This is a genomic window from Catenulispora sp. EB89 (genome assembly GCF_041261445.1).
Taxonomy (GTDB): domain Bacteria; phylum Actinomycetota; class Actinomycetes; order Streptomycetales; family Catenulisporaceae; genus Catenulispora.
In genome coordinates this window covers 218,414-231,738 of the sequence record NZ_JBGCCU010000009.1, presented here as the reverse complement: position 1 = coordinate 231,738, position 13,325 = coordinate 218,414, and the positions used below count along the sequence as shown (strand labels likewise).

Below are 13,325 nucleotides of genomic sequence, written 5' to 3'. Positions count from 1 at the left end.
GGGATGGTTCCCTTTAGGGCGACGACAGCGACGAGGGATCCGGGACGAGGCGACCAACACACGAACCGCCGCCGACGCGGGGGGTTGGGGATCCCTCAGAGCCTCGAGTGCCCCCGCCGGAGGCGCCTGCTCTTGACTTTCACGCACCCACCACGCCCAACGATCGCCGCCTACGCAACGCATGCGCAGTGACTCGGACCCGTGCGCGGTCGTGTCCAGCAACACCGCCGGCCGCCAGCGCAACCAGCGGCACACCACCGAACTGCGCCACCCAGCGAGGTCACCAAACCTTAGGCGAAGCCGTAAAAGGCTCTTAAAAACCCACCAACAAACCGCACCCACCGCACCCACCACACCCCAGCCACCCACACATAGCTCAACAGCACGCGCACCGATCGCCCGACCCGCCAATCACCCACCAACCACCCACCAACCACCCCCCGATCAGTTCCCGAAGTCGAACCAGTGCAGACTGACGAACGGCTGCGGCTGCCCGCTGTCGAAGGTCAGGTAGACGTCGTGCACGCCGCTCGTGGGGTTCATGTTCATCTGGATCGTGCGCCAGCTCTGCCAGCCGCCGGTGTTCGCGATCTCGAAGACCGACACCGGCGCGTTGCTCAGGCTGTCCAGGTGCACCTTCACCAGGCCGCTGATGCCGGCCACCGCGCCGGAGGCGACGCGGCCGAAGAACTGGCTGCCTCCGGTGCCGAAGTTGACCTTCGGGTACTCGGCCCAGGCGCCGTTGGCCAGGTTGCCGAGGTCCTGGCCGCCGCCGCGGGAGGGGTCGTCGGCGGTCGACTCGGTGGTGAGGCCCCAGCACGAGGTGTGTTCGACTCCTGCGATGGGGGCGAAGGCGTTGCCGCTCGATCCTGAGCCGGCCGCGCAGCCCGCGGGCGGGGCGGGCGGGTTGGACGTCGGGGGTGCCGGCTTCGGCGTCGTTGGCGCGGGTGCGTGCGGAGACGGTGCCGAGGACGGCTTCGCCGAGGTCCGCGGCGCCGACGCCGGGTCCGACGACGCCTGCGGCGGCTGCCCGCCGCCGGAGTTCGGTCCGGCCTGCGTCACGGTCGTGGTCGCGGCCGGGGGCGGCGCGGGATGTGCCGCCGAGGAGGGCGCCGCGGCGCTGGACGACGGCGCGGCCGCCGCCGACGAGCCCGATGCCGAAGGACCCGAGGACCCCGCCGACCCCGCCGACCCCGAAGGACTCGGCGAACCCCCCGAGCCCGCCGAGCTCGACGCCACCCGCGCCGCCGCGTCCGCCGCCGACACGTGCTGCGACGACGGTCCCCCGCCGGGAACCAGGATCAGTCCGACCCCCACCACGATCGCGGCGGCGCCGGCGATCCCCGCCTGCTTGCGGGTCAGAGCAAGACCGTTCATATCCGTCCCCTCCTTCACCTTCGTCATTTCAACTCGGTATGCGGGATCAGCAGCGACAGCACGTTCCCCGTCGCCGCGTCTCCGGTCAGCCCGCGGCCGAACCGTGCGGGCCGGCGCACCAGGTCCTGCGGCAGCCGCACCCCGATGCAGTCGCCCTCGGCCAGGCTCTGCGGCGCCAGCAGCACTCCGGTGCGCGAACGGCGCAGCTCCGCCACCCAGCCGATGACCGCCTGCACGAACGTCTCCGGCGATCCGGCCGCGACCATCCCGATGCCCTGGTCCCGGCCGGTGGCGATGAGGTCGCGCAGGGTGTTGTCGGCCGGGGTGTGCAGGAGCAGGTCGGTGTCGTCGATCAGGATCGCCGCCGGCGTGCCGACCTCGGCCAGCGCCTCGGTGATCTCCGGGCCGCTGAGCTGCGGGGTGCTGATCACCTTGACCCGGGGCTGGCCCGCCAGCCGGCGCAGCGGCGAGTCCCGGGGCGTGATCACCACCAGTCCGGTGCCGCCGGCCAGCAGCGAGACCGCCATCGTGGCCAGCACGGTGCTGCGCCCGGTGCCGGCCGGGCCGAGCACGACGGCGCCGCGCGCCGCCAGGTCCACGCCGCGCGGGGCGATGTCGTCGCCGCTGAGCCCGAGCAGCGCCCACAGCGGCCGCGGCGGCTCGACCGGCATCCGCTCCCAGGCCTGTGCGAAGGTCAGTGACGTCGGCAGCGAGGCGATCGGGTACGGGCGCGCCGCCTTGGACACGTCCTTGTCCCGCTCGCGGGCCGTCTCGCCGATCCGGCGCAGCGCCTCGGCCTGCGCCGCTCCGGACGGGTCGGGCGCCAGCAGCGCGATCTGCGACTCGGTGCACTCGTCGGAGCGCCAGCCCCGGCCCGGCGGCACCACCGTGGGCAGGTCGGCGTGGCTCATGCCGATCAGCATGTAGTCCGAGCGGTCGTTCATCCGCAGCAGGAACTTGTCCTCGTTCAGCGCGGCGAGCTTGCCGTTGAGCAGCGCGCGGTCCCCGGAGATGATCATGTGCAGGCCGGCCGCCGCACCCTCCCGGATGAGCTGGGAGACCATCTCGACCAGGCGGCCGTTGTCGAACTCGCCGATCGCCGTGTTCAGCGCCTCCCAGCTGTCCACGAACACCACGATGTGCGCCGGGCGGACCTCGCCGGGCGGCAGCGTCTCGCGCAGCTCGGCCAGGTTCGCCGCGTTGTGCACGGTCAGCAGGTCCTGGCGGCGGGTCAGCTCCGCGACCAGCCGGGCCAGCAGCCGCTCGATCCGCTCCCGGTCGGCGCGCTGCACCACGGCGCCGCAGTGCGGGAGCGATTCCAGGACGGTCAGCGCGCCGCCGCCGGCGTCGATCCCGTACATGTGCACGTCGGCCGTGGACACCGTCCGGGCCAGCGCGCCGGCCAGCGTCCGCAGCGCCTGGGTCCGGCCGGAGCGCGCCGAGCCGACGAAGTAGAGGTGTCCGTCGCGGTCCGGGTTGAACACCAGCGGCGCCTGGGCCTGCCGGGCCGGCAGGTCGTCCAGCGCGTAGGAGACCGGGATCAGGCGGGTGCCGTGGCGCGCGGCGCCGAGCGGACGGATCTGCGGCAGGTCCTCCAGCAGCAGCTTGGCCGGCAGCGGCGCCAGCCACGGACTCGGGCCCGGCTCGCAGCCGGCCAGCCGGGCTGCCTCGCCGATGGCGTCGACGAGCTCTGACAAGTCGGTCGGACCGACCTCGGCGACCGTCCCGACCGGACCGGCGCCGGCGGCCAGCGCGGTCGGCGGCAGCCGCCGGCCCAGCCGCTGCCAGGGCATCGCGGCCGCGGCCGAGAGCGGCGGCGGCGCGTCGTCCGCGGCGTCCGCGCCGAAGTCGACCGGCCGCGCCGCGCCGGCGTACCCGGTCTGGAACGGCACGACCATCTGGTGCCCGAGCCGGGCCAGCGCGCGCCCCGGCGTGGCGGCCGAGATGCCGGCCGCGTCGGTGGTGTCGATGACGTCGCGGCTCTCGGTGGCGTCGGTCATGCGCAGCGAGACGCGCAGGTTCGTGTTGGCCCGGATGTCCGCGGTGACCGCGCCGGCCGGCCGCTGCGTGGCGAGCACCAGGTGCAGGCCGAGCGACCGGCCGCGCTGGGAGATGCTGACCACGCCGTGGACGAAGTCCGGGACCTCGCGGGCCAGGGTGGCGAACTCGTCGACCACGATGACCAGGCGCGGCAGCGGCGCCAGCTCCGGGTCCCGGGCGCGCATCGCCTGGTACTCCGGGTGGTCCTTGGCCCCGGCGGCGGCCAGGACCTGCTCGCGGCGCCGCAGCTCCGCGCCGAGCGAGGTCAGGGCCCGGTCGACGAGGTGGTCGTCGAGGTCGGTGACCATGCCCAGGGTGTGCGGCAGCCGGACGCAGTCCCGGAAGGCGCTGCCGCCCTTGTAGTCGACGAGCACGAAGACCAGCTCGTCCGGGCGGTTCGCGGTGGCCAGCGCGGCCACCATGGCCTGCAGCAGCTCGGACTTGCCGGAGCCGGTGGTACCGCCGATCAGCGCGTGCGGACCGTCGGTGACCAGGTCGAACACCGCCGGGCCGTCGTAGCCGGCGCCGAGGATGAACGCGGTCGAGGCCGGCCGGCGCTCCCAGCCGGCGACGATCCGGTCCGCGTCCGGCGGCTCCAGCCCGAGCAGGTCCAGCAGCGCCACCGAGTCCGGCAGCATGCCGCGGTCCTCGGAGGTGACATCCCGGATCGGCGCGACGGCGCGGGCGACGGTGTCGCACCACACGGCGCCGACCCCGTCGACCCGCACGTCCGGCACCGGCACCGAACCGCGCTGGCGCACGGTCGCGTAGTACCCGCCGGGCCGCGCGCCGTCCTCCAGCGCCACGACGGCGGCGCACTCCTCGGGCAGCAGCCCCTCGCGCTGGTCCAGGCAGACGAAGAAGACCCGGACGGCGGGGCCGTCCTTGAGGATCTGCACCATGCCGGGGACCTCGCGCAGCCGGCGCGCGCCGTCCACGATCACCAGCACGTCCGGCTCGGCGAACATGACCGAGGTGATGGCCGAGCCGCGGGCCTGGATCCGGGCGTTGACCACGGAGCCGAGCTCGGCGACCCGGTTGGCCACGGTCTCCGGGTCGTTGCCGACCCGGACCAGGGACCCGTGGTGCTCCGGGAAGCGCGCGTGCGGCAGCCAGCGCAGCCAGTCCCAGTCCGGTTCGGTCTCGACGTCGGTGAGCAGATGGATCTGGACGTCGCGCGGGCTTTGCAGCACCCCGGCCTGGATCACCATCCAGCGGGCCAGGTCCCGGACGGCGGTCAGCGGTCCGGCCACGCCGGTGACCCCGACCCCGGCCAGGTCCAAGGACACCGGCGCGGCCGGCACCCGCCAGTCCGGGCCCGGCTGGAGGTGGCTGGTACCTGGCTCGTCGACCACGACCAGGGCCGGCACGTCGGCGGTGCCGACCCGCACGGTCAGGTGGTCGCCGTCGGCCCGGCGCCGCTCCCACAGCCGGGTTCCGGGCCCGACCGCGATCAGCCCGAGCGTCGCCGGATCGGGCGCGGCCTGGTTGCGCAGGACGCGTTCGGCCTCGACGGCCGCGGTGATCTCGGTTTCGCGCAGGGCCTTGGTCCGGCGGAACTCGATCATGGCGATCCGGTGCGACTTGCGGCCGGTGCGGCGGTCGCTCATCAGGTTCGTGATCGCGAAGATCGGGCTGAACAGAGTGAAGGCGAGGTAGTAGTAGGAGTGGAAGAGGAACACCATGGAGAAGCCCATGACCATCGGGGCCAGCATGGTGATCACGGTGAAGGGGCGCCTGCTCTGGGGGTTCGGCAGGGACGGCATCCGGAACCGGCTGACGGCCAGCGGCGGCATGATGCGCGGCGGGCGGTTGTAGTCCAGGCCCAGACCGCGCTCGGAGCGGCGGACGTCGGCGTCGGCCAGGGCCGGGGGCGACACGCGCAGGACGGTGCCGGCGAGTTCGAAGTCCTCGTTGACGCGGACGGTGAACTGCCCGGGCTGCGAGTCCTCCCGCTTCGGCTTCGGCGGTTCGAGGCGCGCTTCCTTGGCCGCGATCTTCGCCGCTTCCTTCGCCGCTCGCCGCTGTGCCTTCCGGTCGGTGAGCTTCGCGGTGTCCGGTTCGGTGGCGGGCGGCGTGACCACCCGGATCGGACGCGCGGCGGGTTCCAGGGGGCCGGCGTCGGCCCCGGAACCGGCGCCGGTCTCGACGTCGTCGAACTCTGCGACCAGCACCGAGCCGTCGGGGCGGACCGTGAGCCGGGCGGTGTGTTCGGCGGGGAACCCCTCCCAGCGCACGGTGCAGTCCGTGCCCGAACCGGCGAAGTGGCTGCCCAGGCCCAGGCGCCAGGTGCGGCCGACGCCGGCACCGCCGACGGCGCGGATCTCCAGCAGCGCCTGACGCGGGGTCAGGCCGTAGTCCTCCAGCGCCACCCCGGCGACCGCGCCGTCGAGGACGACGCGGGACCCGTCGCGCAGACCGGTCTGGCCGAGCAGGCCCCGCCGGTCGGCCTTGACACCGTCGATCTCGATGAGGGTGGGGACGTACTCGGCGACGTGGTCGGCGGCGGCCGCCGCGTCGGACAGCGCCGCGAGCCGGGCCGCCGCCTCCGCCAGCTCGGAAGCCGGGGAGGTCTCCAGGACGACGTCGGTCGTCGTGTCGGAACCGTCACGGGAGCCGTGGACGGTGAGGGCTATGCGCATCGAGGGGTCTACTCCAGGTCTGCTGACTGCGCGCGGACGGAATCGGCGGCGCTGACCGCGTCGAGGTCGGCGTGCGGGTCGGCACGGGCCACGAGCAGAGCCTTCGCGGATGTCGTCTGTTCCGGGGCGGCGCCGCGGCGGGGCGGGGTGCCCAGGGTGCCGAGGCGGTCCAGGAGGTCGGCGGGTGATTTCGGGGCGGGGGTTTGTTCGGTTTGTTCGGGCTCTGTTTCGACCGGTTCGGCGGGATTGGTGCTGGTGCTGGTGGCGGCCTTGTTGGGCTTGTGAGGCTTGGCGGCCTTGTCGACATTGGCCTGGTTGGCGTTTTCGGCCCCGTCCGCCGCGTCCGTCTCGGGTGCGGTGTTCATCGTGTCCAGCGCCTTCAGGGCCGTCGCCAAGTGCGCCGTCTGCACGCGGACCCCGAGCACATCGGTGTCCAGTTCCCCGTCGGCGGCCAGCGTCCACCGCCACTGGGCCCCGTCGGCCGGTCCGAAGACGAAGCGGATGTCGTGCCCCGCCTGGTCGCTCTGCCGCTGCAGCAGCTCCACGAGCGCCGTCGCAGCGTTCTGATCCCCGTGGATGGAGATCGCGCCCGGACACTGCGCGGGATCGATGAACACCAGCGCCGTGCCGAGCGTGCCGACCGCGATGAACGGATGGCCCTCGGCCTGGACCGCGTCGCGCAGGCGCGACCGTACCGCCGAGCGGACCCGGTCGTCGTCCTCGGCCGTCCAGGGCGCGACCGGCGCCGGGGCGTCGATGCCGGCCAGGCGGACGACGACGTTCTCGGCGCCGAGCTCGACCACGTAGGGCTCCAGCGGCGCCGCGACACGCAGCAGGCGCGCGCCGTCCGGATCGGCGAGCGCGGCGGCGAACTCCGCCGGCGTCAGCCCCTTCTCCGGCAGGTTCTCCCGCCAGGTCCGGTAGCGGCGCGCGACGTGGGAGCAGCCCACGTACACGAGCAGGCCCGCGCCGGCCGCGACGAGCACGTACCCTGCGATGTTCCAGGGCTCGGTGTGCGACCCGGTGGCAATGTACTGATGCGTGTAGAGATCCATCTGCCGATCCGTCTGTGGGATACCGATCATGCGCACTGTGCCGCGCCGCAGTCCGTGAGCACTCGCCGCAGCGCCCGCACGGCGTGGTGGTTCCGGGACTTCACGGTGCCCGCCGGTATGCCGAGCACCCGCGCCGTCTCCGTCCGGGTCCGTCCGAGGCAGTGCACGTGGACGAGTACTTCGCGCTGGGACGGGTGCAGTTCGGCCAGCGCGTCGACGACCAGCCGGGTCTGGGACACCGAGTCGGCCAGGTCGCGCAGGTCCGGCACGTTCGCCACGCTCGCCTCGTCGCTGACCTCCACCGGCCGGGCCCGGTCGCGCCGGCTCATGTCGATGACCAGGTTCCGGGCCACGGTGAACAGCCACGGCCGCAGCGAACCGGGCCGGTCGGCGCCGGTCCGGACCAGGAACCAGGCCCGCAGGAAGGTCTCCTGCACGACGTCCTCAGCACGATGCGGATCATAGGGGATCAGCTGTCGTACGTACTGCAGCAACGGCGTCCGGTGCTGGTGGTGCAGAGCGCGGATGGTCGCCTCGGCAAGAGCCCGCACCTCCGGATCATTGAGCTCGACGCCCGAGTCAGGCACAGCCACTCCCCTGACAACATGTGAAGCCTGTTATTGCCGCATACGTTAACCGAATTCAGGACTATCCAACCGATTCACGACAACGGGCGTTGAGCTTTACAACGTTGGACTCGTGCAGGAACCCACAGATCATCTTGCGCCCACATTCTGCTCACGACGACGATCGGCAGCCAGATTTCACGCGAAATTTCCTTACCGAAACCCGGCGTTGGCCTCCGCTCCGTCGGCGACGAAGGATGCTGAGGCACCGGCTTGACCGGAGATCGGCCGAACGGCGAACGTAGTGTCGCACTGGCGTCCGGGTGTCCGGACGCAGCGCGGGTGCGACAGACGAGGGGGAGACGTGAAGTTCCTGACCCAGCGCCACGCGACCGTCAGCGGCGTCAGCCTGATGGCCGTCGGGATCGGCCTGATCCTGGTGCCGGGCACCACCCCCGCGCACCAGACGCTGGCCGGCGCGGCGTCGTCGGAGACCCCGACGCCGACACCTACGACGTCGCTGGCGTTCAGCGACAGCTCGTCGAGCGCTTCGTCGAGTTCGTCGCCTTCGAAGGCTGCTTCGTCGTCTTCGTCGCATTCGTCGTCGCCGAGCAGCGCCACGTCGTCGAGCAGCAGCTCGAGCTCCGGCCCCGGCCCGACCCAGCCGCCGACCTCGTCCTCGACCCCCTCCCCAGTGCAGTCGGCCCGCGCCCCGTCCTCCCGGCCCAGCTCGGCGCCGTCGTCCGCGCACCCGCCCGCACCCAGCGCGCCCTCCCCGAGCCACCCGAGCGCGTCCCCGAGCCCCACGTACTCGCACCAGGCGGGGATGCTGACCGACCTCGCTCAGCGCTCGGCCGGGGTGGTGCAGGGGAACACGGCGGACGGGGCGACGATGGTCGCGTGGCACACCCTGCCGGGGATCACCGACCAGCACTGGACGGTGGTGAACACGTCGTACAACGGGCACAGCGGGTTGCTGTTCGAGAGCAACCTCACCACCAGCTCGGTGATGGACCTCAACGTGTCGGCCGGGACCGTGGCGCTGTGGCACAGCCTGACCGGGACGAACCAGCTGTGGTGGCTGGCCTCGTCGACCGTGTCGGGGGCGTACTACATCCACAACGTGATGACGAGCGACTGCCTGACGGACACCGGGCTCGGGTCGCAGCTGACGGTCTCGCCGTGCGTGACGGGGAATCTGCAGCAGATCTGGTATCTGCCGTAGGCGTAACGTAGGGGCTCCATGATCCGCATCCACCTGGATCCGGCGACCCTGGCCCGCACCCGGATCACCACCAGCCCGCTGGCCGAGTCGGTCTGCGCCCTGGAGCTGGTGCAGCGGTTCGGGCCGCGCGCTCCGTGGCCGTACACGGCGTGGTCGGAGCGTGCGTGGAAGGTGCTGCGTGCGGACGAGCGGCGGCTGGCGCCGCTGCGGATCTACGGGCACCTGCAGGAGTGGCAGCAGCACGGGCCGACCCCCGACTTCTTCGAGCCGGTCCCCGAGGCGCCGCACGCCGAGATGGCCACGGAACTCGCATCGCTGCGCGGCACCCCGCCGGAGGTGGTCGCGTCGCAGCTCGCGCGGCACTTCCCGCACGAGCTGCCGAAGCTTCTGGTGCCGTTCCGCGACGACTTCGCAACGGCCATCGACGCCCTCGCCGACGCGCTGGAGCACTTCTGGCATCAGGCGGTGGAGCCGCTGTGGCCGAAGATGCGCGCCGCACTGGACGAGGAGGTGCTGCTACGAGCGCGGTCGCTGGCCTCGCTCGGCCCCGAGTCACTGCTGGCGGCCCTCGGCTCCGAGCACGGTGTCGGAACAGCTGACGTCGCTGGTCGCGGCGGGGGTCGCGCGGCGCACCCGGTCGGGGCGGCGGGTGTTTTACGAGCTCGAGCCGGCGGGTGAGGTGCTGCTGGCGCTGTTTCAGGCGGGGACGGAGACCGGTGCGCACGGCGATGAAGCGCGCGTGGCGGTCACCGAGGCGCCTGCTCGCTAGTCGCCAAACCGTTCACGTCGCCGGACCATGTGCCCCGGCCGCCAAATCTCTCGCGCTGGTCGCCAATTGACCTGTTCACGCTGGCGGCGGCGCGCCGCAATCTCCTGCTGATCCATGCCGCTCGCCGCGGTTCTGGCCAACGGTCCCCTCCCCGCCGATCCAGGATTCGGCACCTCCGAATCGTTTGAGCCCCCGAAATCCCCACCCCTACCGTGGCGCCGTTCTGCTGAAGAAAGGTGCCGGTATGCCAGCTGTCCCTGCGGGTGTTCCGTCGGCGCGCGAGGTCCTGCGCGGGGTGGTCCGGAGGCGGTCGTGGTCGCTGGCGGTCGCGGCCGCCGGGTCGTGCGTGCATCAGGCGTGCGAGGCGTTGGTGCCGCTGGCGATCGGGTTGGTGGTGCAGGACGCGGTGGCCAGTGGCCGCCTCGGCGATGCGCTGGTGGCCGTCGGCTGCGTCTTCGCGTTGTTCGTGGTGCTGTCCGCCGGCGGCGGGCTGGCGTTCTACCTCAACGCCGGGGGTGCGTTGCGGGAGGCGCATGTTCTGCGCAGCCAGGGGGTGGCGCGCATCCTCGGCGATCGCGGCATCGGGGGCGGACGGAGTGCCGGGGAGTGGTCGTCGATCCTCACCTCCGATGCCACGGCCACCGCGCAGGCCGCGCGCGCCGGCTCGAACGTCCTGTCCGGGGCCGTGGGGTTGGCCGTCACGGCCGCGGTGCTGCTGAACATCGATGTGTGGCTCGGCCTCGGCACGCTCCTGACCGTGCCGCCGCTCATCCTCGGCATCGACGCGATCAGCCCCCGCCTGGAGGCGCGGCTGCGCGAGCGTGCGCAAGCCGCGGGGCTGGCCGCCGCGCTCGCCGCGGAGCTGGTCCGGGCGCTGGCGCCGCTGCGGGCGTTCGGCGGGGCCGGTGAGGCACTGCGCCGCTACCGCGCGGCCACCGCACGCTGCCTGGACGCCGACATCGCCGCGGCCTCGGCGAACGCAGTCGTCGCGGCCGTCGGGCTGGTCGCGACGGCGACGGTGACCGTGGCGCTCGCGACGGCGGCCGGCTGGATGGCGTTCGACGGACGGATCGACGTCGGCCAGTTCGTCACGGTCGTGGCGATGGCCTCGTTCGTCGGGGACCCGGTCAGCCGGATCGCGTCCGGGATCCAGCAGCTGACGGCTGCCCGGGCGAGTGCGGCGCGGATAGCGCCTCTGCTCGGGGAAGTGGCGCGCGATGGTGTCGACCACCGGGAGATGGTGGACACCGGAACTGTGGTCCTGGAGGGGGTGTTCGCAGGGCCGCTCCGTGGCCTGACGCTATGGCTCGATCCCGGATCCGTGGTCGGCCTGGTAGCCCTGGATCCTGCAGTGGCCGCAACGCTCATGGCCATCCTGAGTGGCGAGCGCTATAACCTGCGCGGCCGGCTGCTGCTGGCCCCGCACGAGATCCACCTTTTCGGACGCACGCTGACCGAGGCGCTCGACACCGGCAAGGCCACTGACGCGGCGCGTGTCCAGGCAGCGCTACATGCGGCGAGTGCCGACGGACTCCCCGAACACCTCACCGAAGCCGGTTCCAACCTCTCCGGCGGCCAACGTCAACGCGTCGCCCTGGCCCGCGCGCTGGCTGCCGAACCGGCCGTCCTGGTGCTGACCGATCCCCTCACCGCGCTCGACGCCGTCACCGAAGACCAGGTCGCCGAACGCCTCACCACAATCCGCCGCGCGCAAGGCGGCGCGACGCTTCTCATCACGACATCGCCGCCGCTGCTCTCGCGCTGCGACCACGTTCTCTACATCGACACGCGAGGAACCGCCATCACCGCCACTCACGCCGACCTGATGTCCGAGCCCGGATACGCTGCGGCGGTCCTGCGATGACGGCCACGCTCCCCATAGCCACCGGCCGCCAAGCCCTCTCCACGATCGCCCGCATGGCCCGCCGCCACCCCCGCGACTGCGCCGCGACCGCCGTCTGGACCGTCACCTCCGCCGTAGCCACGGTCTGCGGCCCGCTGCTGTTCGGCGTGCTCGTCGACGTGGTCGGCAGCAGGCATCGTGACCAGGCCCTGCCGCTCATAGCGTTGCTCGCCGTGGCCGGGATCGGTGGCGCGGTCCTGAGCGCGCTGGCTCAGCGTGCGATCGTTGTCCTGGCGTCCCGCATCACCGCCGGACTGCGCGAACGCATCCTTGCCCGGATCATGGCGCTGGACGCGACGATCGTGCACGAAGCCGGCAGCGGCGATGTGTCCTCGCGCGTGACGGAGGACATGGAGATCTTCTCGGAGGCGGCGCCGCTACTCGCCGAGGTCTTCGCCGCTGCGGTGACCGTCGCCGTTTCGCTTGTCGGCTTCGGCTCGCTCGACTGGCGGCTCGCTGCCGCGTTCGTCATTGTCGTGCCGGTCTACGCCGTCAGCCTGCGTGCCTACCTTCCGAAGGCCGGCGCACGGTACGCCGCCGAACGCCGTGCCGCCGCAGAACGTACGCAGGCGATTCTCGAGTCCCTGCATGGAGCCGCGACGGTCGAGGCGTACGACATGGCGCCGTTGCAGTCCGCCCGCGTCGCCGCAGCCTCCGCGCGCGCCACCGAGGCGGGCATCAGTGCCCTGAGTCTGTCGCTCTGGCTGACCAAGTCGATGAACGCCGCCGAAGCGCTCGGCCTGTCAGCGATCCTGCTCACCGGCTCACTCCTGGTGCACGACCACGCCATCGCCGTCGGCGCGGTGGCTGCCGCCGCGCTGCTGTTCCACCGGCTGTTCGACCCGCTCGGGACGCTGTTGAACTCGTTCGACGACGTCCAGCGTGCCGGTGCCGCCCTGACTCGCATCGTGGGCGTCGCCCGGATGCCCTTCGCAGAGCACGAACCCGTGCGTGCGCCGGAGGGGCCGGTGACGATCGATGTGCGCGGCGTGCGCCACAGCTACGACGGCGAGACAGAGGTCGTACACGCCGCCGACTTCACCGTCCCGGCGGGCACGTCCATCGCCATCGTCGGCGCCAGCGGCGCGGGCAAGTCGACGCTCGCCGCGATCATCGCCGGGCTCCTGCCGCCGACGTCCGGCACGACCGCGCTGCGCGACGCGCGGGACGCCGTCGACACCGCGGCCCTCGACGAAACCGGCCGGGCCCGCTGGATCGGCATGGTCGCCCAGGACGCGCACGTCTTCACCGGCACCCTGCGCGACGACCTGACCCTGGCCGCCCCCGCCGCCACCGACGACCGGCTGCGCGCCGCCCTGGCGACCGTCGGCGCACGCTGGGCCGCCACCCTCCCCGCCGGCCTGGACACCCCCATCGGCTCCGACGGCCTCCACCTCGACGCCGCCCAAGCGCAGCAACTCGCCCTGGCGCGCATAGTCCTGGCCGACCCCCCGATCGTCGTCCTCGACGAAGCCAGCGCCGAAGCCGGCAGCGCCCACGCCCGCGACCTGGAACAAGCCGCCACCGCCCTGGCCCGCGGCCGCACCGCGCTCGTCGTCGCACACCGGCTGTCGCAGGCGCGGGCCTGCGACCGCATCCTGGTGATGGAGGACGGAGCCATCGTCGAAAACGGCACCCACGACGAACTGCTCGCACGCGACGGCCGGTACGCGACGCTGTGGGGCACGTGGAGGTCGATGGTGCGATGACGGGGCATCACCTCGACTCAGCCCGCGAAATCGCGGCCC

Annotated in this window: 9 protein-coding genes; 4 read left to right on the top strand and 5 right to left on the bottom strand. The window is 72.6% G+C overall.

Annotated features, from left to right (window positions below; genetic code table 11):
* Positions 1–444: 444 nt before the first annotated feature.
* From ABH920_RS21440 to ABH920_RS21420, 5 genes are all read right to left on the bottom strand, one after another.
* On the bottom strand, positions 445–1,377 hold the full coding sequence (locus tag ABH920_RS21440) for a carbohydrate-binding protein (protein WP_370350833.1): 933 nt from the start codon (positions 1,375–1,377) through the stop codon (positions 445–447).
* Between the two features lie 23 nt (positions 1,378–1,400).
* Entirely contained in the window at positions 1,401–6,059 is a 4,659-nt protein-coding gene (locus ABH920_RS21435) for an FtsK/SpoIIIE domain-containing protein (protein ID WP_370350832.1), read from the bottom strand.
* Between the two features lie 8 nt (positions 6,060–6,067).
* Entirely contained in the window at positions 6,068–7,114 is a 1,047-nt protein-coding gene (locus ABH920_RS21430) for a hypothetical protein (protein ID WP_370350831.1), read from the bottom strand.
* Positions 7,115–7,140: 26 nt separating this feature from the next.
* Positions 7,141–7,701: a sigma-70 family RNA polymerase sigma factor gene (locus ABH920_RS21425; protein WP_323747707.1), complete on the bottom strand. Its 561-nt coding sequence runs from the start codon at positions 7,699–7,701 to the stop codon at positions 7,141–7,143.
* 192 nt (positions 7,702–7,893) lie between these two features.
* Complete coding sequence (locus ABH920_RS21420; protein ID WP_370350830.1) at positions 7,894–8,487, bottom strand: hypothetical protein; 594 nt, start codon at positions 8,485–8,487, stop codon at positions 7,894–7,896.
* A 19-nt stretch (positions 8,488–8,506) separates the two neighbouring features.
* On the opposite strand from ABH920_RS21420, the gene ABH920_RS21415 reads away from it, so the two are divergent.
* The 4 genes from ABH920_RS21415 to ABH920_RS21400 all read left to right on the top strand — a co-directional run bounded on the left by ABH920_RS21415 (position 8,507) and on the right by ABH920_RS21400 (position 13,286).
* Entirely contained in the window at positions 8,507–8,905 is a 399-nt protein-coding gene (locus tag ABH920_RS21415; protein ID WP_370350829.1) for a hypothetical protein, read from the top strand.
* Positions 8,906–8,923: 18 nt separating this feature from the next.
* On the top strand, positions 8,924–9,583 hold the full coding sequence (locus ABH920_RS21410) for a hypothetical protein (protein WP_370350828.1): 660 nt from the start codon (positions 8,924–8,926) through the stop codon (positions 9,581–9,583).
* Between the two features lie 335 nt (positions 9,584–9,918).
* Positions 9,919–11,538, top strand: a complete 1,620-nt coding sequence (locus ABH920_RS21405; protein WP_370350827.1) for an ABC transporter transmembrane domain-containing protein — start codon at positions 9,919–9,921, stop codon at positions 11,536–11,538.
* Positions 11,535–13,286 carry an ABC transporter ATP-binding protein gene (locus ABH920_RS21400; RefSeq protein ID WP_370350826.1) on the top strand — a complete coding sequence of 584 codons (1,752 nt, stop codon included), beginning with the start codon at positions 11,535–11,537 and terminating at the stop codon, positions 13,284–13,286. Before ABH920_RS21405 ends, ABH920_RS21400 begins: the two co-directional genes overlap by 4 nt.
* Positions 13,287–13,325 lie beyond the last annotated feature (39 nt).